This window comes from Nocardia sp. SYP-A9097 (assembly GCF_009649815.1).
Classification (GTDB): Bacteria; Actinomycetota; Actinomycetes; order Mycobacteriales; family Mycobacteriaceae; genus Nocardia.
This window is the reverse complement of sequence record NZ_WJIC01000046.1, coordinates 5,275-31,143: the sequence shown is the minus strand read 5'-3', so window position 1 is coordinate 31,143 and position 25,869 is coordinate 5,275. Positions and strand designations below refer to the sequence as shown.

General features: G+C 65.4%; 2 protein-coding genes. One reads left to right on the top strand and one right to left on the bottom strand.

All coding sequences use genetic code 11. The features are described from left to right. Positions 1-608 precede the first annotated feature (608 nt). Positions 609-950: a hypothetical protein gene (locus GFY24_RS38670; protein ID WP_153810094.1), complete on the top strand. Its 342-nt coding sequence runs from the start codon at positions 609-611 to the stop codon at positions 948-950. Positions 951-1,413: 463 nt separating this feature from the next. Here GFY24_RS38670 and GFY24_RS38665 read toward each other — a convergent pair whose 3' ends face one another. Further along, positions 1,414-25,869, bottom strand: coding sequence for a non-ribosomal peptide synthase/polyketide synthase (locus GFY24_RS38665; RefSeq protein WP_153810093.1), 24,456 nt, complete (start codon positions 25,867-25,869; stop codon positions 1,414-1,416).

Below are 25,869 nucleotides of genomic sequence, written 5' to 3'. Positions count from 1 at the left end.
GAAACTGGACACCCGGCGCGACCTCGCCGCCCGGCTTCGGACCGACGATCTCGACCTCGGTCGCATGCGTGAAGGGCTGGAATCGACTCAGGTGCTGAGCATCTGGAGGAACAGGCCACTCACTACCTCGCTGACTCGGAGAGATATCCTCGCCGGTACCCGGGAGTACTACTGCATCGAGCCGCAGAGCGAGGACGGAATTCTGTTGGCTCTCACTCCCGTCGGGGCGGAGTACCTGGCCGGTCGGTTGCACCTGCTGGTCGGCGAAACCCGCCGAGAACCTGCCAGGCAGCAGGATCTGATGACGATCAGTGTGCAGGAGCGCAGCGATCGCACGAAAAGAGCTGCCGCAGTGCGGCGTTGGATCTCCCATGGTAGATCCGTACTCAACTGATGTCGGCGTCTGTGGCGGTAGCGATTGCCAGGGTGAAGTCTGGCCACTGCGTCGTGCCGCAGCACAACCCCGTCACATCGTTGCTACACGTGGTGACCGTCGGCCTCCGCGGCGGTAACGAATTCCTCCTCTGCTCACGCCGTTTCGACAATACGGTGACGGGCGTTCCATCAGGACAATGCGTTCCTAGCGAGAGCAGTATCCGGGAGCTGCCATGATCGTCGTCGCCGTGATCGCCGTGATCGCCGCCGTCATCATCGGAATCACAGGAGTGGTGGCCAGTGGTTTGCCGTTCTTCTATGGAATCATCGTTGGCGTTCTCGCTGCGGGCGGGCTGAGCTTTCTGCTGACCGGTTGGTGGCGACCGGTCCGCCGAGGCGACACGACGCGATCTGATCTGGACCGTTCACATCCCGGGGAAACCGCGATCAGCCGAGACCTCAACGAACACGCCAGCGGTTCGCGGCATATCCGCACCCACCCGAGCTGGCGAGACCGGCGCGAGAATCGCGGTCGCAGATCACCCATCGCGCCGCCGCCCAGGTCCGGGGCGTGAACGGTTCACCGGCAGTAGCGGTTCGCTTACCGCCCACAACTCGTCGTCCAAGATCCAGGGTGCTGCCGCACCGAAACATCCTGCACTGCAACAGAACCCAATGCCAACTGACCGAACCCGCTAGGAGCTCTTAGCTCGACTTTTCTCGCCAATCCGACGTGCCTGGTCGTTGCCGACATGCACGGTCTCTCCGCCTTCCAGGGCGGTCTCATGCACGGTCCTGCCCGGCTGGTTGACCAACGGGCCGACCAGATCGATGTCCTGCTCTTCGAGCCTGCGGGGCCAGCGTCCTGATGTCCGCCGCGCCCTTGTTCGCGGCGGACACGAGTGTCTCCGACATCAGTCGGTCCCTTCCTGCCGGACCGTCAGGCCGGCAGGAAGGGACCGAGATCAGATCAGACGTTATAGCGGTACTTCCCGTTGAAACAACCCTTTTCGATGGTGCCGGGTAGGCGCCAGTTGATCAGCATTCGTTCATGAACCTTTCCACGACCGAACCGACGACGGCCATTGCATGCGGATGACTGAGTTCGAGGTGACGTGCGTCGACGACCGTGTTGTGAATCTCGCCTGTGACATACGGACGCCACGCCTGGGCGAGAGCATCGACATCGGTGCGGTCTTTGCCGGCGGTGAAGAAGAGCAGGTCTCCTTCGAAAACCTCAGGCCGGTATTCGCCCGCGATGTCGCTCGCGGTCTCGAAACTCTCCATCACCCGATCCGCCTGTTCGGCAGTGAACATCCCCGTCCCGACCACTTGGCTACGGATGACTGCCCATGCTTGTTCGTGGGTGTGCGCCTGCACCGTATCGCCGAGTTCGAACAGTTCCCGCCAGCCGCCGAGCAGATCTGCCATCAAGTGTGTCGGCGCGGGCTCGTCCGCAGTGCTGATCGTCGAATCCGCGGACAGATCCGGTACGGAATCCAACAGGGTCAGAGTTCCGACAAGTTCGCCATCGCGCTGGAGCTTCACCGCCATCGCGTGCGCGATTTGCCCGCCCAACGACCATCCGAGCAAGTGGTATGGACCACACGGCTGCACTCGGCGAATCTCGGCCACATACCGTTCGGCCAGTTCATCCACCGATACCGCACCCGGTTCGCCCGCGACGACGTGCGGATCCTGGAGGCCGTACACCGGTCGATCCTTGTCCAAATGCTCGACAAGGCCGCCGTAGAACCACGCCAACCCTCCAGCGGGATGTACACCGAATACCGCAGGCTTCGATCCACTCGCACGAAGCGGAAGCAGCACCTCCAGACCGGAGCCGCCTGCGGCTTCGGCAGCCCTGCGCGCCAGTGCTTTCGGCGTCGCGTCGTCGAACATCCATGGCAACGCGATCGTTACGCCACGAGCGCGCAGCTCGTTCACCACCATCGTGGCCAGCAGCGAATTGCCGCCCAGGTCGAAGAACCCATCCGAAGCCCCGACCCGCTGGATACCCAAGACCTGCGCATAAACGTCAGCGATCATTTTCTCGGAATGGGTTCGGGGTGGGACGAACTCGGTCGACGAAATGTCGAAATCGGGAACGGGCAAAGCCTTTCGATTGAGCTTGCCGTTGACCGTCAATGGCAGATCCGGCAGCACCATCACCGTCGAGGGCACCATGTAGCTGGTCAGTACCTTGGCGGCGGTCTCGCGGACCTCGCCCGGATCGATCTGCCGGCCGTCGATACCCACCACGTAGCCGATCAGCTGATCGACGCCCTGCGCATGGCGATGCACCGCCGCAGCAGCGCGTACCACATCAGGATGCCGGAGCAATGCGGACTCCACCTCACCCAGTTCGATGCGATAGCCGCGCAGCTGCACCTGCGCGTCCGCTCGACCGGCGTAGGTCAACTCGAGCCCACGCGCGGACTTGCTCCACCGGCCGAGATCGCCGGATCGGTACAACCGCGAACCATGCGGACCGAAGGGATTTGCCACGAATCGGCCCGCGGTCAAGGCCGGGGCGCGAAGGTAGCCCCGTGACAGTTGCCCGCCGGCCACATAGATCTCCCCTGCGACGCCGATCGGCACCAGCTGAAGCCGGTCGTCGAGCACATAGACCCGCATCCCCGGCAGCGGTGACCCGATCCCGGCCACGTTTGTCTCGTCGATCTCGCGGAACGTGACATGCACCGTGGTCTCGGTGATTCCGTACATATTGACCAAGCAGGGTGATCGCAGATCGTGAGCCGCAAACCAATTGGTCAACCGGGATACATCCAGCGACTCGCCGCCGAATACGACGTAACGTAGGGCGAGCCGACCAGCCATGCAACCGGATTCGCGATACTCACGCTCTGCTTCGGCGAAGCCGTAGAACGCCGACGGGGTCTGGCTCAACACCGTCACGCGTTCCCGCGCCACGAGATCGACGAATGCCCCCGGCGACCTGGATGTGTCGTAGTCGACGACGACCAACCTGCCACCGGACAGCAGGGCTCCCCACATTTCCCATACCGCGAAATCGAAGGCGTACGAATGGAACATCGTCCACGCATCGTCGGGGCCGAGGTCGAAACGTTTGGCCGTGTTGGCGAACAACGTGACTGCTTCGCGGTGACTGACCGTCACTCCCTTGGGACGGCCCGTGGACCCGGAGGTGTAGATCACGTACGCGACGTTGTCCAGCCGCAGGTTCGGCACGACCGGGACGGAGCCGCCCACGGTGTCGGCGCAATCCTCGATGTGCACCACCGGTATTGCGCACTCCGGCAAGTCCGCAGCCGTTTCGACGGATGTCAGCACCGCCACTGGACGCGCGTCGTCGAGCACGAACCGCAATCGGTCGATCGGATACGCCACGTCGAGCGGCAGATAACCGGCGCCCGCCCGAATCACCGCGAGCAGGCCCACGACCAGTTCGATCGAACGCGGCAACGCCACGGCCACCAGCGATTCGGGCTCCACTCCCTGTTCGATCAGGCGAGCCGCGACCCGGGCAGACCTCCGATCCAGTTCCGCATAGGTCAGCTGCGAGACACCGTCGGTGACTGCGACAGCATCCGGCTGGGCCAGGACTCTGGCAGCGAACAAGTGCGCGAGTGTCGCATCTGCGACCACATCGCCTTCTTCTCCTGCCGAGTCCAGCAATTCGCGCCGTTGTATCGGATCGACGATGGTGACATCGCCGACCGGCACCGCCGGATCCGCAGTGACGTACTCCAGAATCCGCACGTAAGCGTGGGCGAACCGGGTCATCGTCTCGTCCACGAAGAGATCGGTGGCGAAGGTGAATCGTCCCACCATGCCATCGGGACGGCCTCCCTGACCGAATTGCTCGACCAGCTTCACGTTCAAGTCGGCCTGGGCTTGCTCGAAACCGTTTTCCAGAGGTTCGATGCGCAGGTCCGGCAGCTCCAATGCGGCCTTGCTCAGGTTCTGGACATCGAGTGTTACCTGGTACAGCGGAAGATGGGCGGTCGACCGGGGCGGATTGAGCGCTTCCACGACTTGCTCGAAAGGCACATCCGCGTGCGCGAACGCTGCCAGATCCGTCTCACGGGTCGAGGCGAGCAATTCCGAGAACGGCTGCCGCATCGACACCTGTGACCGCAGCACAAGGGTATTGACGAACATACCGATCAGATCGTCGAGGTCACGCTCTCCACGTCCGGCTATCGGGGTGCCGATCGCGACATCGTCGACGCCGGCGAGCCTCGACAACAGTACGGCCAGTGCGGCATGCAGGACCATGAAGACTGTCGCGTTTCTCGCGCGTGCGAGGGCGATGATCCGCTCGTGGAGTTCGGCGGGAAGTTCGAACTCGACCGCGCGCCCACGCATGGATGCGACCGCTGGCCGGGGCAGGTCGGTCGGCAACTCGAGCAGTTCGGGCAGCCCGTCGAGGGTGTCCTTCCAGAATCGCAACTGTTGGGACATGACCGAGTCCGGGTCATCCGCCGAGCCGAGCATCTCGTGCTGCCACAGCGCATAGTCGGCGTACTGGACCGGAAGTACCGGCCATGTCGGCTGTGTGCCTTGCCTGCTCGCCTCGTATGCCATCGCCACGTCCCGCGCGAGCGGGATCATCGACTGGCCGTCGGCGCAAATGTGGTGCACGCAGATGACCAGAACGTGGTCCCGATCGTCGAGAGCGAACAATTCGATGCGGAACGGGGGCGCCTGTGTCACATCGAAACCGGTCGAGACTACGGTGATCGCCCCGTCCATGACCTGGTTCTGGTCGATGTGGACCGGACTCAGCGCGGGGGCGACCTCGGCGGCGGCGACGGCAACCTGGCAAGGCTGTCCGTTGACCATCGGGAACTTGGTCCGCAGCGACTCGTGCCGGTCAATGACCAGTTCACACGCGTGCCGCAGCGCATCGACGTCGAGTTCTCCGCGCAGACGGATCACCAGCGGGATGTTGTACCCGCCGCCGGCGGTGTCGAACTGGTTGAGGAACCACATCCGCTGCTGCGCGGGTGACAGCGGTACGCGCGCAGGCCGGAGTCGCGTCGTCAACGCCACCCGGGAGTTGCGGTCGGAGGTTGCCAGGCGGGCGGCGAGTTCGGCGACCACGGGCGCCTCGAACAGGTCTCGGACCCCGAGACGCACCCGCAATGCGGTGCTCAACTGCGCAGTCACTCGGGTGGCGGACAGCGAATCGCCGCCCAGGTCGAAGAAGCTGTCCGTCGCCCCGACACCGTTGATGCCCAGGACGTTCTCGAACACCGCGGCGACATGCCGTTCGGCGTCGGTGCATGGAGCGACCCGTTCTCGGCTGTCGGAGAATTCCGGGGTGGGAAGCGCCAAGCGGTCGAGTTTGCCGGTCGTGGTGAGGGGAAGTTCGGCGAGCACTGTGAACACCTCAGGCACCATGTGCGCGGGCAGTCGCAACCGCGCAGCGGCCCGGACCTCGTCCGGATTCAGCTCCTGGTCAGTGACCACATAGCCGACGAGCCGGTCGACGCCACGTTGGTCCTTCCGGCGCAGGACGACCGCTTGTTCGATCCCGGGATGCTCGGCCAGAACAGTTTCGATTTCACCGAGTTCGACGCGCTGGCCACGGATCTTGACCTGGAAATCGCGGCGGCCGAGGTATTCCAGGCTGTGCTCGGGTGTCCAGCGGACCAGGTCGCCGGTGCGGTACATGCGCGAACCCGCCGCACCGAACGGATTCGCCACGAACGCGCCCGCTGTAGCCGGTGCCCGATTCGCGTAGCCGCGCGCCAGTTGCACTCCCGCGAGGTACAACTCCCCCACCACCCCGATCGGCACCGGCCGCAACCACGCATCCAGCACGACGGCCTCGACACCACGGATCGGCCCGCCGATCGTCACCGCCTCACCCAGATGCAACGCGGCGCTGACGACGGCGAGAATCGTGGTTTCCGTCGGCCCGTACCCGTTCAGCAGGGTCCGGCCCGGTGCCCACATCTCCACCGTTTCCGGCGTCACCGCCTCGCCACCGGCCATCAGCACCCGCAGCGAATCCATACCGGCCGGCGACATCGTCGCCAGCACACTGGGGGTGACGAACGCATGCGAGACCTGCTGTGCGCGAATCAGTTCCACCAGCTCGTGACCGGCGAACACCGTGGGCGGCGGCACCACGAGCACGGCGCCGCTGGTGTGAGCCAGCAGCACCTCGAGGACCACCGCGTCGAATCCGGGTGCGGCGACCTGCAGCACTCGCGATCCCGCGTCCACGTCGAACCGGTCCCGTTGCGCGGCAGCAAAATTCGCCAACCCCTCATGGGTGACCGCGACACCCTTCGGCATTCCGGTCGAGCCCGAGGTATAGAGAACGTATGCCACATCCAGGATGTGCGGCGTACGCACCAGCTCTACGTCCGTGACCGCGGCTGTCGATCGGGCCGCGATCGAGAGCTCGGTGTCCGGATCGTCGAGGACCAGCGGGCGCACCGTGCCGGGCAGCAGGCCCCGCGCCCCCTCCACCGTTACCGCCACCTGGATCTCGGCGTCGGCCACCATGAGTGCGACGCGCTCGGCCGGATTTCGCGTATCGATGGGCACGAAAGCCGCGCCCGCTTTGGTCACCGCCCACAGGCCGGCCACGAATTCCACCGACCGCGGCATCGCCAGCGCGACCTGATCACCCGGTCCTACGCCCCACGCGATCAGCTGCCGCGCCACCTGGTTGGACCTGGCATCCAGCTCGGCGTAGGACACCGTGCGCGGACCGGAGACTACGGCCGCTGCATGGGAATTCACCATCACACCCAAGGCCAGCAACTCGGCCATGAGGCATGGCGGCACGCCGGCGCCGCCCGAGGCGGCTATGAGCGCGTGCCTCTCGTCCGTGGTCAGCAGATCGATCGCGCCGACCCTCGATTCCGGATCGCTGGTCAGGTTCCGCAGCACGGTTTCCAGACGAGCCGCGAGACCGGCCGCCATCGGCTCGTCGACGCGGGCTCGTTGGTAGCGGACTCGGATATACAACTCGTCGGTGTGGTGCGCTTGCACGGTGATCGGGTAATGCGCCGCGTCGGAGCCGTCCGCTGAGACGACACGCATACCGTCGATGTCGGCATCGCCCAGGCCACTGCTGTCGACCGGGTACGACTCGAACACGACCAGGGTGTCGAACAACTGGCTGCTGCCTGCGGCCGCCATGATCTGCGACAGTTCGAGATAGTGGTGGTCGAGCAGACGGGTGTTGTCGGCTTGCAGCAGGCGCAGCGCGTCCTCGATGGTCAGGTCCCGCCGCACGTCGACGACGACCGGAATCGTATTGATGAACAGGCCGATCATCGACTCGACCCCCGGCAGTTCGGAGGGGCGGCCGGATACCGTGCTGCCGAAGGCCACTCGTTCGACGCCGAGCAGGTTGCTCAGCACCACGGCCCAGGCGAACTGCAGGATCGTCGCCATCGTCACGCCACGTGCCCGCGCGAATGTCACCAGGTCGGCTGTAGTGGCTCGATCGACGATGATTGGCAGATCGATCGGAATGTCCGCCGTCGTCACGGTGCGCGGATCGGCGACGAGTGTGGGCTCGCTGATCTCCCGCAGCGCGTCCCGCCACACCTCGATGCTGGCGTCGCGATCGCGTCGGTCCAGCCATGCCAGGTATTGCCGATACGAGGCCGCGGGCGCAAGCAGCTCCGGCTGTGCGGCAACGGCATACAAACCGATCAGCTCACGCCACAGCAGCGGCAACGACCATCCGTCCAGCAGCAAATGGTGCGCCGTCAACACCAGCCGGAACTCGTGCGGCCCGACGGCGAGAAGCAGGAACCGCAGCAGTGGCGGGTCGGCGGGATCGAACACGACCGCCCGCTCGGCTTCGATCAGCTCATCCGCTTCCCTGGTGTCGCCGGAGAGATCGACGCTGTGCCAGTGCACGGTAGTGCCGACCGGAATGACCTGCGCGGGAACGCCATCGACCGTTCGTGTAAACGCAGCCCGCAGGTTGGGATGCCGCTCGAGCAGAGCTTGCGCGGCACGCTCGAGCCGGTTCTCGTCGACCGCGCCCGCGAGGGTGAGGACCGACTGCGCGGTGTAGACGTCGAGTTCGCCTGCTGCGAATTCGGCGTGGAACAGCAGACCCTCCTGCAGCGGCGCTAATGACCACACGTCGCTGAGTGAACCGTGCCGGTCTGCGAAGACGTCCAGATCGTGCTGCGTGAGGTCGACCAGCGGAACGTCTGCCCGGGACAATCCCCACTCGTCGTCGGCACCGGCAATGGTGGCGATCTCGGTCACGGCGTCGACCCATCCGGCGACGAGTTCGGCAACATCATCGTGTTCGAGCAATCGTGAGGCGTAGCCGATATGTGCCGACAGCTCCGGTCCGATCTCGGTGTCCACGATATTGACGTCGATCGTGATCGCCGCTGCGGCAGGCATATCCGGATCGAAGGCGGATCGCCGGTCGAATTGCTCGTCGGTCGGGACCCACGCGAGATCCGACAGCGATGTGCGGTCCACACCAGCGCGGCCGAGATTGTTGAAACTGATCTGTGGCTGGGGCGCCGCCGCGAGCCGGTCGACCGTGTCTGCGTTCAGATAGCGCAGCAAGCCGTACCCGATGCCCTTGTCGGGGATCTCGCGCAGCTGGTCCTTGACGGACTTCACTGCCGTGCGCAGGTCCGCGTCGTCGATTCCGGCCAGGTCCAGGCTGACGGGGTAGGCACTGGTGAACCAGCCCACGGTGCGTGAAACATCCGCTCCCGCAGCAATTTGCTCTTCGCGGCCGTGTCCTTCCAGGAGGACTTTCATGCCCGGGCACAGAATGCCGCGACGTCGGCGCCAACGGGTCAGGGCGACGCCCAGCCCGGCCAGCAACGCATCATCGACGCTGCCGCGCACAGCCCGCGGCACCGAGTCCAGCAACGCCGAGGTCACAACGGCCGGAATGGAGACCGTCAGGTTCCGCACCGTTGCGTGGGTGTCGACTGCGGGATCCAATTCCGCGGTCCCGAGGAGTGGATCGGCTGCGGTGCTCATCCGCTGCCACAGCTCGAGTTCGCTGCCACGCTCGGTGGCGGCGTCGGTCAATGCGTGTGCCCATCGCCGCATCGATGTGCCTTGTGCCGGCAACTCGACCGTGTGCCCCCGACCGATCTGCTGCCAAGCGGTGACAAGGTCGGGCAGCAGTATCCGCCACGACACACCATCAACGGCCAGGTGATGAATCACGATGAGGGCACGGGCATCGGCCTCGACGCCCGATTCCGGAAGCAGGCACGCGACCTGCACCATCCGGCCTTCGGCGGGGTCGAGACGACCGGATGCCTCGGTCAGGGCTGCTTCCACTACGGCGGTGAAACCGTCGCTGCCCGGCGCCTCGTGCGCTCGGAATTGCCGCACGAACACCGCGCCAATGGCATCGGCGGCGTGGGCAGGCAGCACGTCCATAGACCGGTCGCGCATTCGCGACCGCAGCATGTCGTGCTGTTCGAGCACTGCCTGCACGGTCGCGGTCACCTCGTCGACGCGCGCGTCCCGTGGCAAGCGCACCAGCATCGACTGCGCGAACCGGTCGGCTCTCCCGAGCCGCTCGACGAACCAGGACACGATCGGCGTGGAGGGGATGTCTCCCACGCCACCGCCGGGCAGCTCCGCGAGAGACACCCGCTCCGCCGCCGCAGCCACCTGCGCCAGCCCGCGCACGGTCTTGCGCTCGAAGATGTCCCGCGCCGTCACGACGACGCCTGCCGTCCTCAGCCGCGCGGCCAACTGGATCGACATGATGGAGTCACCACCGAGCGCGAAGAACGACATCGTCACGCCGACCGACGCAACGCCGAGCACGTCCGCGAAGGCGGCCGCAATGGTGCGCTCGAGGTCGGTCGCCGCAGCGGCGGCATCGTCGTCACGAGTATCGAAAACGGGTTCGGGCAGCGCTTTTCGATCCACCTTGCCCGTCGAAGCGAGCGGCATGTGGTCGAGCACGGTGATCGTCGACGGCACCATGTGGGCGGGCAGGACAGCAGCGACGTGATCGACCACGGCACGGGGTGCGATGCTCGCTGCGTGCTCCGCCACGATGTACGCGGCGAGCAAGGGTTGTCCACCAGGTCCCGAGCGGCTCACGGTGACAGCAGCAGCAACCTGCGGGTGCGTCAACAGCGCGGCGTCGATCTCGCCGAGTTCGATGCGCTGGCCACGGATCTTGACCTGGAAGTCGGTGCGGCCGATGTATTCCAGCGCACCTTGCGCGGTCCAGCGGACGATATCGCCGGTGCGATACATCCGCGACCCTCGCCCACCGTACGGGTTCGCTACGAACGCACCCGCAGTCGCAGCATGGCGGTTCAGATAGCCACGCGCCAATGCACCACCGGCAAAGTACAACTCCCCGGTCACACCGACCGGCACCGGACGCAAGCAGGCGTCGAGCACCACAGCATCGACACCACGGATCGGACCACCGATGGTTATCGCGTCGGAGGGTTGTACCGGATCGCTGATCGTGACCACGATCGTCGTCTCGGTCGGACCGTAGATGTTGTGCAATTGCCGCCCGGGCGCCCAGGAGGCGATCAGTTCTGCGGAGACCCTCTCGCCTCCGACCGCCAGCACCTGCACCGATGCGAAGTCCGCAGGCGACATCGTTGCCAGCACGCTGGGCGTCAGGAACGCATGCGTCACCTGATGAACGCGGATCAGTGCGGCAAGATCCGGGCCGCCGAAAACTTCCGGCGGCGACACGACCAAGCAACCGCCGGCCGCGCACGCCATCAATGCCTCGAGTAGCACCGCGTCGAAGGCGGGCGCCGCCACTTGCAGCACACGTGACGTGGCGTCCACGCGGTAGCGGACCCGCTGCTCGGCGGCGAAGCCGGCCAATCCCTCGTGGCTGACCACGACACCTTTCGGCGTTCCGGTCGATCCGGACGTGTAGATCACGTACGCGGCATCCCGAAGCTGAAGTGCCCGGGCGCGAGCCGCATCTGTGACGGCCCGGCTGGACTGCGCGGCGATCTCGGCGGCTGTTTCCGGTTCGTCGAGCACCACCCATCGGACATCGCCCGGAAGTGACATGCGCGCGGACCCGACCGTGATCCCTACGGTGACATCGGAATCGTTCACCATGTGCGCAATCCGCTCCGCGGGATATCGCAGATCCACCGGTACGAACGTGGCGCCGGTCTTCGCGATCGCCCACATGGCGACGTGGTAGTCGACCGAGCGTGGCACGGCCAGTGCGGTGAACGTCCCCGGTCCGACTCCTCGGGCGAGCAGGTGGGCGGCGAGCTGGTTGGACCGCTGATCGAGCTCGATGTAGGTGAGGGTCTCGATATCTCCGATCAGGGCGATCGCGGCAGGATCTGCTGCCACCGCCTCGGCCAGGAGGTCGGGCAGCAGACACGGCGACGTGGTCTCACCGCCGCGCGCTGGGAGGAACCGTTCGGATTCCGCGGCGTCGAGCAGATCGATCTCGCCCACCACGCGGCCCGGATCAGCGGTGACCGCTTCGATGACCCGAATGAACCTCCGGGCGAACGATTCCGCCGTGGATGCCGCGAAAAGGTCTGTGGCATAGATGATCTCGCCGTCGATACCGGCCAGCCATTCACCGTCGACACATTCGGTCATGAGCACGGTGAGATCGGTTTTCGCCTGCGCGATACCGGGGTCGAGCAGTTCGACATCGACACCGGGCAGCTCGAATCGCGCCGCGCGCATGTTCTGCAACCCGAATATCACCTGATACAGCGGCGTGTAGGCCGTGGATCGGGCGCGGTCGAGGACGTCGACCAGCCGTTCGTAGGGCACGTCGGCGTGGGCGAGCGCATCGACGTCGACGTCGCGTACCTCCGCCAAGAGTTCGCGGAACGACAGGTCGTCCCGAACCCGCGTGCGCAACACAACGGTATTGACGAACATGCCGACCAGATCGTCCAGCGCCTGGCTGCCTCGACCGGCAATCGGAGAGCCGATCGAGATGTCCCCGCTGTGCGCGGTGCGCGACAACAGAATCGCCAGTGCGGCATGCAGCACGACGAACACCGTGACGCCCTCACGATGTGCCAGCCGCACGACGTCGTCGTGCAGCCGCGCCGACAACGCGAAATCAACACTGCCACCGGTCATCGACATGGTGGCGGGCCGGGACCGATCCGTCGGCAGGTCGAGCATTTCCGGAGCATCACCGAGGACGTCGTTCCAGTACGCGATCTGCCTGGCGATCGGCGACGACGGATCGTCGTCCGCACCGAGCATTTCGCGATGCCACAAGGCGTAGTCGGTGTACTGGACTTCCAGCGGTTGCCATTGCGGTGCGTGGTCGTTCACACGCGCTGCGTAGGCAGTGAAGATATCGCCGGCCAGCGGCGCCATCGACGAGCCGTCGGCCGCAATGTGGTGGACCACGAGCACGATCACATGCTCCTCGGCGCCGGTGCGATACACCCGTGCCCGTACCGGCACCGATTGCGCGACATCGAACCCTGTTTCGACGGCGTGCCGGATCCGGTCGTCCAGCTCCGCCTTCTCGGCGACCGGCTCCGGGTCCAGTACCAGCTCCCCGGCCATGGCGGCCACATCCAGCACCACCTGGCACGGTCGTCCGCCGTCTACGGCGGGATACACCGTACGCAGCGGCTCGTGCCGTTCCACCACATCGAGTAATGCCGCCTGCAGCGCATCGACATTCAGCCGGCCGGTCAACCGAGCCGCGAAGCAGATGTTGTACGCCGGCGAGGCGGTATCGAACTGGTTCAGGAACCACATCCGCCGTTGCGCCGTCGCCAATGGGATCGCGGCCGGTCGCGGCCGGGCTACGAGTGGGACCACCGTGAAGCCGGTTCGCCCGCCCAGACATTCGGCCAATCCGGCGATCGTCGGTTCGTCGAAGATGTCGCGGATGCCGACTTCGACACCGAGCGCCGTGGCGGCCCGGGCCGCGATGCGGGCAGCCGAGAGCGAGTTGATCCCGATCTCGAACAGGTTCGCCGTCACGCTCACCCGCTCGCTATCGGTGATCATCTCAGCGACGATTGACGCGAGGACTGCTTCGCATTCGGTGCGGGGCGGCACGACCTCCTCGCCGTCGTCGAACACCGGCTGCGGCAAGGCGCCTCGATCGAGCTTGCCGTTCGGTGTCAGCGGCATCGCCTCGAGCACTTGAACGACGGCCGGAACCAGGTACGACGGCAGTGAACGGGTGAGCTGGGCACGAATCGCGCGCCCATCGGTCACCGTATTCGGCACCAGCGTCACGTACCCGACGATTCGTTCCGCCGTGGCGATGGCGACAGCCCGTGCGACGTCCGGGAGGGCGGACAGCGCCGCTTCGATGTCACCCGGCTCAACGCGCTGGCCGCGGACCTTCACCTGGAAATCACTGCGGCCCACGTATTCCAGCTCGCCGGCTTTCGTCCACCGCCCGAGGTCACCGGTGCGATACATTCGCTCACCCGGCGCACCGAACGGATCCGCGATGAAGGCACCGCAGGTGAGGTCGGCGCGGGCGTGATAACCGCGCGCCACCTGGACACCCGAGACATAGAGGTCACCGACGACACCGACGGGCACCGGGCGCAGCCGTGAATCCAGCACGTAGACCTGCATGCCGGCCACCGGCGTACCGATCGCGACCGTCGAAAGGGTCGCCGCACCCGGCAGGCAGCGTGCAGCCGTGACGACTTCGGCCTCGGCCGGGCCGTACCAGTTCGCCACCTCGGCATGCGGGAACACGCGCGCCGAGCCGTCGACGGTACGCTGCGCCAGCGCCTCACCGGCGACGAATACCCGCCGGATCGACGGCAGCTGCGTAGTGGTGGTCTCGAGAAGAACATCGAGCATCGACGGTACGAAATGCACGGTACTGACCTGATGATTCGCGATGACGCCAGCGATATACGCTGGGTCGCGATGCCCGTCGGGTTCGGCGACCACGATCTGCGCCCCGACCTGCAACGGCCAGAACAACTCCCATACCGCAATATCGAAGGTGATCGGGGTCTTGTACAAGACGGTATCGGACGCGTCGTGCGGCCACTGCCGCTGTGCCCATGCCAATTGGCTCACCGTCGCGGCATGGGTCAAGGCGACGCCCTTCGGGACTCCGGTGGAGCCGGAGGTGAACAGGACGTAGGCCGCATTGTCCGGTCGCAGCGGCGCACGTCGCTCCGCATCCGTAATCGGAGTACCGGGAAGATCGGCCACGTTGGCTCGATCGATGCGTGCGGTCTCGAATCCGCCCGGAAGTGCGTCGCCGTCCCCGGATGTGGTGAGCACCAGCAGCGGCTGCGCCGCGTCCAGCACACCAGCGATCCGTGCGCTCGGATGATCCGGATCGATCGGCAAGAACGCGGCGCCCGACTTGATCACCGCGTACAGCGTCACGATGAGTTCGACCGATCGCCGGATGGCCACCGCAACAACGGTTTCCGGGCCTGCGCCACGGGCGATGAGCCATCGGGCCAGACGGTTGACGTGGGTGTCGAAATCCCGGTAGCTCATCACGGTGACGTCAGGAAGGCAGATCGCTCGTGCATCCGGGGTGCGGGCGACCTGTTCGTCGAAGGCGTCGACGAGCGTTCGGCCGACCGCGGCGGGACCGGCGGTGTCGTTCCAGCGCTCGAGCACCAGGTACCGCTCCGCGGCATCCAGCAGCTCGATGCCGCCGACAGCCGTATCGGCATCGGTCGCGGCGGCGTCGAGCACCCGCACGAACTGTTCGGCGAAACGCCGTACGGAGTCCTCGTCGAACAGGTCGGTGGCATACGTGAGGCGCAGCGTCATGCCGGTCGGTTCGTTGTGGGTGCCGTGCCCCTCCGTCATCATCAGCAGCAGGTCGTAGATCGCGGCACTGTCGCCGGGATCCACGTTCTCGACCGAGAGACCCGGAAGTTCGACCCGGGCCTGCGCCATGTTCTGATAGGCGAGCATGACCTGGAACAACGGCGTGTAAGCCGTCGACCGGGCAGGATTCAGTGCCTCCACCAGCTGCTCGAACGGGACCGCGGCATGGTCGAAAGCCTCTATAGCCGCGCGTCGTACCTGGTTGAGCAGGCTCGAAAACGATTGGTTGACCTCGACCTTGCTGCGCATCACCAAGGTGTTGACGAACATCCCGACGAGGTTGTCGAGCGATCGGTGGCCGCGGCCGGCATGAGGCACGCCGATGACGATGTCGTCGCTGCCCGAAAGCCTCGACAGCAACACCGCCAGCGCGGTGTGCACGACCATGAACGTCGTCGCGCCGGCGCGCCGCGCCAGCGCCTCCAGCCGGCCCTGCAGCTCACTCGGGATCACGGCGTAGACAACCGCGCCACGTTGCGTCTGCACCAGCGGCCGCGGCCGGTCGGTCGGCACTTCGATCACGTCGGGGACGCCCGCGAGTTGCGTTCGCCAGTAACCGATATCGCGGGCCACGTAGGAGTCCGGGTCGTCCGCCGAGCCGAGCACTTCACGCTGCCACAGAGCGTAATCAGCGAACTGTACGGCCAGCGGCGCCCAGTCCGGCGCGTCGCCACTCGACCGCGCACGATAAGCCGTGACGATGTCGGCGGCCAGCGGCGCAACCGAGAAACCGTCGCAACTGATGTGGTGGACGGCCAACGCGGCCACCCATGACCGGTCGGACAACTGATACAACGCAAAGCGCAGCGGCACACCCTTCGACACGTCGAATCCGGCGCCGAAAAACTCGGACGATCGGGCCGACAGCTCGCGCTCACCGACCGGTTGCGGTGTGAGGTCCCAGGTCCCGACGACGTCGACTGCATCGAGTACGGCCTGTGAGGCCATGCCGTCAACGGCCGGATACACGGTGCGCAGGCTCTCATGCCGCTCGACGACATCACCGACGGCCGCTGCGAGCGCATCGATGTCGAGGACGCCGTCCAGCCTCATCGCCAGCGGCACAACGTATCCGGGCAAATCCGGGTCGAACTGGTTGAGGAACCACATCCGTGCCTGTGCCAGCGACAGCGGAAGGCGATCCGGGCGCGGCTTCCGAGTCGGCGCGGGCAGGTTCGGTATCGCACGCAGCTGCGCGATGCGTTCGGCGAGCTCGGCTACGGTGGGTGCTTCGAAGATCACGTGCACCGGTACATCCACGCCGCCGATATCGCCGATCCGGCTCAGCGCGCGTGTCGCGACCAGCGAATTTCCGCCCAGTTCGAAGAAGTTGTCATCCGCGCCGACCTCCGGAAGATCGAGCAGGTCACCGAAGATTCCGGCCACCGCCTGCTCGATGAGGCTCTGCGGCGCGCGGTATTCGGATTCCCGGCTTGGGTCCGGCACCGGCAAGGCGCGGTAGTCGACCTTGCCGTTGGCCGTGAGCGGAATCTCGGCGATCCGCATCACCGACGAGGGCACCATATACGCCGGCAGCCGTTCCAACAGGAACTTCCGGACCTGCTTGACATCCAACACCTCTGCGGCCACCGCGTAGGCGATCAAGCATTGCTCGCCGCGGTCGGCGCGCACCTGCACGACGGCTGCGGTCACCTGCTCGTGCGCGACCAACGCGGCTTCGACGTCACCGAGTTCGATCCGCAGACCGCGGACCTTCACCTGGGTGTCGGCACGGCCGACATAGCACAGGCTGCCCACCGAGTCCCAGCGAACCAGGTCGCCCGTGCGGTACAGCCGAGAACCGCCGCCACCATCGAAGGGATCGGCGACGAATGTCGCTGCCGTCAGACCGGGACGTTCGTGATAACCGCGAGCCAGCTGGACGCCACCCAGATACAGCTCTCCGGTCACCCCGACGGGAACCGAGTGTAGCCGCGAGTCCAGAACTCGCACAACGATATTCGCTTCGGGGATGCCGATGGGCACTGCGACGGCGTCGAGCGTGTCGATGCGGTGAGCGGTGACGCTGACCGCGGCCTCCGTCGGTCCGTACAGGTTGTCGATGCGCGCGGCGCTGAGTTCCCGGAAGCGGCGGACGGTGTCGGCCGGCAGTGCCTCGCCGATGCACAGCACCCGCCGCAGGTCGGGGAATTCGTGCGCGCCGGCGACATCGAGAAATGCCGACAGCAATGACGGCACGAAATCCACGGTGGTAATGCGATGTTCGACCATCAGCCTGGCCACGGCACCCGGGTCGCTGTGTGCGTCGGGACCCGCGACAACCAACGCCGCGCCGCAGGTCAATGAGGAAAACAGCTCCCAGACAGACAGATCGAAGGTGACCGGCGTCCGCAGCAGCATGACGTCGTCGCCGCCGAGCCGGTAGTGATCCCGCAGCCACCACAGTTGATTCACCACCGCGGCATGCGGTACCGCCACGCCCTTCGGCACGCCCGTGGAGCCGGAGGTGTAGATGACGTACGCCAGATCATCCGGGCGCAAGGCCCGGGTCCGATCGACGTCTGTCACCATCGATGTATCGGCGTGCTCGGTGCCGAGTTGCTCGAACGCCCACACCGGTACGTCATCGGGCAAATTCGCCTCGTCGGACTGCCGGGTGATCACGGCACTCGGCCTCGCGTCGGTGACCACCGCACGCACCCGATCGACCGGATGATCTGGATCCAGAGGCAGATAGGCGGCGCCTGCCGCGTGGATTGCGTACAGCGTGGTCAGCAGATCAACGCCGCGACGCATTGAGACGGCAACGACGGTTCCCGGGCCGACCCCGCGTTCGATCAGCACCCGGGCCAGCGAATTCACCCGCGCCGCGAATTCTTGATAACTGAGCCGGCCACCACCTTCGGCATCGACAACCGCGGTGCTGTTCGGGTTCGCTGCTGCCTGCGCGGCGAACAGGGACGCGATCGTCGCGAACGGAACACGCGTCGACTCCCCGTTCGACCGCGCCGCCAGCTCGCGCGCCTCATCGGCGGTCAGCAGGTCGATATCACCGATGAGGCGGGTGGGATCGGCCACGATCGCCTGCAACAGCAACAGGTAGCGGTCGATCATCGAGGTGATCGTCGCTTCGTCGAAAAGATCTGTCGCGTAACCGAATTCGACCGCCATGTCGCCGGGTTCGCCGTCCGGCCCCAGCGTGTCGACGAGGTTCAGATGCAGGTCGTACTTGGCCACGCTCGGATCAGCCATTCGGGCCGAAACCGTCAGGCCCTCGAACTCCACAGTCGGGATCTCGATGTTCTGGAACGAGAATCCGACCTGCGTCAACGGCGCATGTGCCGTTGAGCGAGGCGGATTCAGCACCTCGACGAGCCGTTCGAATGGGATGTCGGCGTTCTCGAATGCGGCCAGATCGTTGGCCCGCACTCGATCGAGTATCTGCAGGAAGGACACCGCAGGCTCGACGCGTGTCCGCAATACCAGCGTATTGACGAACATTCCGATCAGACCATCCAGTCCGGGCTCGCCACGGCCGGCGATCGGTGTACCGACCGCGATGTCGCCGCTTCCCGAAAGCCGCGCCAGCAACGCCGCGTAAGCCGCGTGCATCACCATGAAGACCGTCGCATCGTGGCGGCGGGCCACCGCGATCGCCTCACGGTAGAGGCCTGCGGGCACCGTCGCCGACACCGTCGCACCTCGGAAGGACTGTTTGGCCGGCCGTGCATGATCGGTCGGCAGGTCGAGCACCTCGGGCAAGTCGGCGAGAGCCGAGCGCCAATACTCGATCTGGGCGGCGGTCAGACTGTGCGGATCGTTCTCGGTACCGAGCAATTTCCGTTGCCACAGCGCGTAATCCGCGTACTGCACCGGCAACGCAGACCACTGCGGTGCCTGTTGCCCGACGCGGGCTTTGTACGCGGTCGTCAAGTCTGCGGCCAGCGGTGCGAGCGACGACCCATCGAAGCTGATGTGATGGGCGACCAGAACCAGGGTGTAGTCGTCGGGTGCGCTGCGCAGCAGAGTGATCCGTAACGGAACCTCGGATGTGACATCGAAGCCGGCGGCCACCTCCGCGGCGATGTGCGCCTCGATGTCGTTTTCCGCGACCGGCACCAGCACCGAGGCGGGCTGTGCCGTCTCCACCGGCACGATCACCTGGTGCGGTCCGCCATCGCTGTCCGGATAGACGGTTCGCAGCGTTTCGTGCCGCTCGATCACATCGGCGATCGCCGCGTGCATCGCGGCCACGTCGAGGTTGCCCGACATGTGGACGACCATCGGAATGTTGTATATCGGCGACGTGGTGTCGAATTGGTTCAGGAACCACATGCGTGTCTGCGCGGGCGACAACGGGATCCGGTCCGGCCGCTTTTGCGGGCCCAGTGGCTCCCGTCCGTCCACGTCGCTGGTCCGAATACTCTCCGCCAGCGCGGCGACGGTCGGTGCTTCGAAGAGCGTGCGCAATGAAACATCGACGCCGAATGCGGCGCTCAGTTGCGCTGCTGCCCTAGTGGCTGACAGCGAGTTGCCGCCCAAGTCGAAGAAGCTGTCGAGGACGCCGACACGCTCGATCCCCAGCACGCCAGCACACACGTCAGCGACCATCTGCTCGGCCGCGTCGCGCGGTGCGACGTATTCGGTCCCGGTGGCGGCAAAAACCGGTTCGGGCAATGCCCTACGGTCGATCTTGCCCACTGACGACAGCGGCAGCGTATCGAGCACCATCACCGTGTCCGGAACCATGTGGGACGGCAGGCGCTGCGCGGCGTAGTCCAGCAAATCCGCGGTATCGACGGTGCCGTCGGTCGGCACGACGTAGGCCACCAGCCTCGACACGCCGGCGGTCGAGGCGCCCACCGTCACCACTACCGACACGGCCGGGTGCGCCGCGAGGACGGCCTCGATTTCACCAAGTTCGATGCGCTGCCCCCGAATCTTGACCTGGAAGTCGGCGCGACCGAGATATTCGAGCGTTTCCTCGGATGTCCACCGCACCAGGTCACCAGTGCGGTACATGCGGGTCCCCGGGGGACCGTACGGATCGGCCACGAAGGTGGTGGCTGTCGCACCCGGCCGGTTGAGGTATCCGCGGGCCAGCTGCACTCCGGAGACATACAGCTGTCCAGCTACCCCGACAGGCACCGGCTGCAGGCCCGCATCCAGTACCACAGCCTCGACACCACGAATCGGGCCACCGATGGTGACGCGGTCCTCGGCACACAGCGGGTCGCTGATCGCGACCATGATCGTGGTCTCGGTGGGCCCGTAACCATTGAACAGCTGTCGGCCCGGTGCCCACACCGCGACCGCTTCCGCCGGCACCGCCTCCCCACCGGCCACCAGCACCCGCAGCGAATCCAGACCGGTCGGCGACATCGTCGCAAGTACGCTCGGCGTCACGAAGGCATGCGACACCCGCTGCGTTTCAATCAATTCCGCCAACTCACGACCCGCGAACACATCCGGAGGCGACACCACCAACGCCGCGCCGTTCGCATGAGCCATCAGCAACTCCAGCACCACCGCGTCGAAACCCGGTGCCGCCAACTGCAACACCCGCGAGGAACTGTCGACCCGATAACGGTCCCGCTGCTCGGCAGCGAAATTCGCCAACCCCTCATGCGTGACCTCGACACCCTTCGGCGTCCCCGTCGACCCCGAGGTGTACAGCACGTACGCCGTGTCAGAGATACGGCAGGAACGCACCCGGTCCGCATCCGTCACCGCGGCCGAGGACTGAGCTGCGATGTGGACCGTTGCGGGCGGAGCATCGATCACCAACCGCCGGACCGAGTCAGGAAGCAGATCCTGCAACGCCTCGACGGTGATCCCCACCCGCACGTCGGCATCGGCCACCATGAGGGCGACCCGCTCGGCCGGATTGCGCGGATCCACCGGCACGAATGCCGCGCCCGCCTTTGTCACCGCCCACATCCCGACCACGAACTCCACCGACCGCGCCATCGCCAACGCGACTCGATCGCCCGGGCCCACTCCCCACGCGATCAATTGCCGCGCAAGACGATTCGACCAAGCATCCAACTCCCCGTATGACACCGTGTGCTCACCGGCAACCACCGCCACCGCATCGGGATCCGCGACCGACAACAATTCCGCCAATACCCGTGGCGCCTCGGCATGGCCCCCCGACGCAGGCACCAATCCTGCCCGCTCGACCCCCGACAGCACGTTCAGCCTGCCGACCCGCAGGTGCGGATTCGCCACGACTGCATCGAGGATCCGATTCAGGCGCCCGGTCAACTCTTCGACCGTCTCCCGATCGAACAGTTCGGTGGCGTAATTGATCCGCAGGGCGACATCGCCTCCCGTGGAAGCATTTTCGGCGACGGTGACGATGAGGTCCACCTTCGCCGGTTGCGGCCCCGGATCCAGGATCTCGACCGTGAGTTCGGGCAGCTCCAGACTTGGGCGGTCCATGTTCTCGAAGGCGAGGTACACCTGGCACAGCGGTGCGTACGCGGCCGACCGCTTGGGATCTACTTCATCGACAACCCGTTCGTATGGAAGGTCGCTGTTGGCAAAGGCATCGACATCGATGTCCTTGACCCGGGCCAGAAACGCCATGAAAGATTCATCGGAACGCACCTCGGTGCGCAGCGGCACCGTATTGACGAACATGCCGATGAGAGGCTCGAGCGCACGCTCGCCTCGGCCCGCAACCGGCGTCCCGACGGTGATATCCCCCGAGCCCGACAGCCGGGCCAGCAGAACCGCCAGCGCAGCATGGACGACCATGAAGGTAGTGACGCCGGCCGTGCGGGCCAAGCGCTCGATCGCAGCAAACGTTTCGGCTGGGATCGCGCTGTCGGTGATATCGCCGCGCATGGATCGGCGAGCAGGACGCGGATGGTCCGTAGGCAACTCCAGCACCGGCGGCATCCCCGCCAATTGTGTTACCCAGTAGCGCAGCTGACGTGCCGCCAGTGACTCGGGATCGTTATCGTCACCGAGCACGCTGCGGTGCCAGCTGCTGTAATCGGCGTATTGCAAGGTCAGGGGCTGCCAATCCGGGATCTTCCCCTGCGACCGGGCTTCGTAGGCGGCCACGACATCGGCCGCGAGCGGCGGAAGAGACGAACCGTCACAGCAAATATGGTGCAGGACCATTACCAGGACGTGCGTACGCCGGTCCGTGGACGCGAGCAGGGCGACCCGGATCGGTGGACTTGTACGCACGTCGAAGCCGGTCGACGTCAGCTCACTGATCCGATGCGTGATATCGGCAAGGCCGATCGTCTCCGATGTCAGATCGAGACCGGCAACAACGTGCTCGGCAGCCAGGACAACCTGCGTTCCTTCCCCTTTCACGTCGGGATAGACGGTCCGCAGGGACTCGTGCCGATCGATCACATCCATCAGCCCCGCGCGCAGCGCAGTGACATCGAATCTGCCGGTCAGCTGTACCACCAGCGGAATGTTGTACGCCGTGGAGGCTGGGTCGATCTGATTGATCAGCCACATCCTGTTCTGCGCCGGCGACAACGGAATTGGCTCGACGCGCGGCTGCGCACGCAGCACGGGCCGGCCGGGGCGGTACTCGGCGTCGATGTGTGCGGCGAGTTCGGCGACAGTCGGCTTGCTGAACAGATCGCGGACCGACACCTCGGATCGGGTCGCCTCCGCGATCCGTGCGGCGACGTTGGTCGCGGTAAGCGAATTGCCACCCAGTTCGAAGAAGCTGTCCAGCACCCCGATTCGCTTGAGATCCAGCACCTCGGCGAAGATGTCCGCGATCATCTCCTCGACAGCCGAACTCGGCGCCACATAGGCTGCGGCAGAAGCGAAAACCGGCTCCGGCAGCGCCCTGAGGTCCACCTTGCCGTTAACCGTCAGTGGCAGCTCCGGCAACACCACGACGGCGGCCGGCACCATGTACTCCGGCAGTAATGTCGCGACATGCGCGCACAAGCTGTCGGCCGCACAGGCTTCCTCACCTGCGGGCACCACATAAGCGACGAGCCTGGCCGCCTCCGTGCCCGGGAGATGCACGGTGACAACTGCCGTTGCAACCGCGCTATGGGTCAACAATACATTGCGAATTTCGTCCAATTCTATGCGGAACCCACGCAGCTGCACCTGCTGATCGGCACGGCCGCGGTATTCCAGCTCACCCTTGTGATTCCATCGTGCGACATCGCCGCTGCGATAGAGCCGCTCGCCAGGCCGGCCGAACGGGTTGGCAACAAAACGAGCAGCGGTCAGCGACGGGCGGTCGAGATAACCGCGGGCGAGTTGGGTTCCGGCAACGTAGATCTGGCCCCAGGCACCCAACGGCGCCGGCCTCAGTCGTTCATCGAGAACATATGTGCGCAGACCCGGCAGCGCCGGACCGATCGTGCTCGGCGCGCCCGGCGTCGCGATGCTCCGTGTCAGGCCGAGATAGGTTACGAACACCGTGGTTTCGGTAATGCCGTAACTGTTCGCCAGCACAGGGAGCTTCGGGTTGTGCTCATACCAGTTCGCCAGCCCGGCCGGGTCGAGTCGTTCGCCGGAGAGGATGACCAGTCGCAGAGAGAGCTCACCTTCAGGCCTACCGGCATCTTCGTACCGCTGGCGCGCCGCACCGAACTGTTGGAACGCGGACGGTGTCTGGTTGAAGACGGTCACCTTCTCGCGTGCCGCCAAGCGCACGACATCGTCTGGTGAGCGGGTGGTGAGGCTGTCCACGACAACCACGCGGCCACCACTGACCAACGCGCCGAAGATCTCCCACACCGAGTAGTCGAACGCGAACGAATGGAACAATGTCCACACGTCTTCGGGCCGCACGCCGATCTCGGCGCACGCGTTCACCAGGTACGTCGCCACAGCGCGATGGGCAATGGCCACGCCCTTGGGTCGGCCCGTCGACCCCGACGTATAGATGACGTAGGCGAGGTCGTCGAGGCACAGTGGGCGGATCCGGTCAGCGTCGGTGATCGGCGCCGCAACCTCATCCCCGACAATGTCGTCGAACAGCACTACGCGACCTGGGTCGCCCGGCACGTGCTCGCGCACAACACGAGTCGTCACAACGGCGATCGGATTGGAGTCGTTCAGCACGTACTCCAGCCGATCGGCCGGATGCGCTGTATCCAACGGCAAGTACCCCGCGCCTGTCTTCAGCACGGCCAGTGTGACGATGATGAGATCGGCATCGCGTGGCATCGCGATCGCCACCAGCGAATCCGGGCCCGCCCCGAGTGCGATCAGGGTGCGGGCGAATCGATTGGAACGCTCGTCCAGCTCCCGATAGGTGAGGGTGGTCTCACCCGATGTGACGGCGATCGCCGACGGCGTCGAAACGGCCTGCCGCGTCAGCAAATCCACGAGCGTAGCCGTATTCGTTGCGCCGTCGCGGCCGGCCAGCTCCCCGACGATCCGCGCCTCTTCAGCGGGGTCTACGAGCGGAATAGCGCTCAGAGCTGTCTCGATGGGCGCGTCCATGACGCGTTCCAAAAAGGTTATGAACCGGCGGGCATGTGCGTCGAGTTCATCCTGGCTGTAGAGATTCGCGTTGCCGTGCAGTTCGATCAACAGCGGCGCGTCGGCCCCGGAACGGTACAGATTCAGCTGCAGATCGTCCAACGCACCCGAGGTCAGCGCGCGGTAGCGGCCAACAGCAGACCCGAGGCGAATTTCGGAGTCGAAGAAGAGGATGTTGACAATCGGACCGAACGAGTTCGCAGACGCATCCAAGGCACTCGAATCGCGGCGCAGGTCCTCGAACCTGTAGAGCTGGTGCCGCATCGCGGAGACGAGTTCGGACACCGACGCACGGACCAGTTGCTCCACGGTGGTCGTCGCATCCACCGTGAACCGGATCGGCACCATGTTCGCCAACATCGCGGCGGCATTGCGCAAGCGCTTCGTCACCCGCCCGCTCACTGGCATCGATAACACCACATCGTTGCCATCGGTCATCCGCGCGAGGAACGCGGCGAAGGCTGCCACGACTACCTGCGCAGGCGATGCCTGCAGGTCGCCGGAGAAACGGTCGAGCATGTCGGACAACTGCGACCGAAGCTCCAGGCCTGAAACACGATCGACCTTGCTCCGCCGTGCGGTGCGACCGGACAGACTCGTCGGTGTCGGCAGGTCGGCAACCTTGCCGAGCCAGTACGCCTTGTCCTTCTCGAACCGAGAACCCGCGCGATACGCGTGCTCCGCTTCGATGATGTCTCGCAGCCCGACCGCATCCAAAGGCGTGGGCGGCCTGCCCTCGAGCAATGCGTTGTAGTGCTCGGCGATCCGGGTCAAGACGTTGAATGCGCCGTATCCATCGACGATGAGATGGTGGGCACGCCCATACCACAGATACCGATCCTCGTCGATTCGGATCAACCGTGTCGCGGCGAGCCGGTCGAGGCTCAAATCGGCAGCTTTTGTGTTGTAATCGCGCCGCATCCATTCCATTGCCGCCGCGAACGGATCGATCTCCCCGCTGACGTCCAGCACGGACTCGTTATAGATGATGCTGCGGTCGACGAATTGATATGGAACGCCGTCAGACTCGACTACCCGAACGATGAGAGATTCGGTTTCGAGGCAGGCGTCGTTCACCGCCTTGTTGAATGCATCGACGTCGATCGGCCCCTCGATCTCGACGTAGTGCGCGATGTTCATCGCCTGCCCGCCTTGCAGGTTGTCCGCAAGCCACATGCCGTACTGCGCCCTCGACAGCGGAATCAGGTCCGACCGGCAGTCGATAGGTTCGGCTGACTTCAATTTCAT

Bases quoted from the DNA above. Each gene is read 5' to 3' on its own strand.
- GFY24_RS38670 (WP_153810094.1), top strand. From the start codon at position 609: ATGATCGTCGTCGCCGTGATCGCCGTGATCGCCGCCGTCATCATCGGA.
- GFY24_RS38665 (WP_153810093.1), bottom strand. From the start codon at position 25,869: ATGAAATTGAAGTCAGCCGAACCTATCGACTGCCGGTCGGACCTGATT.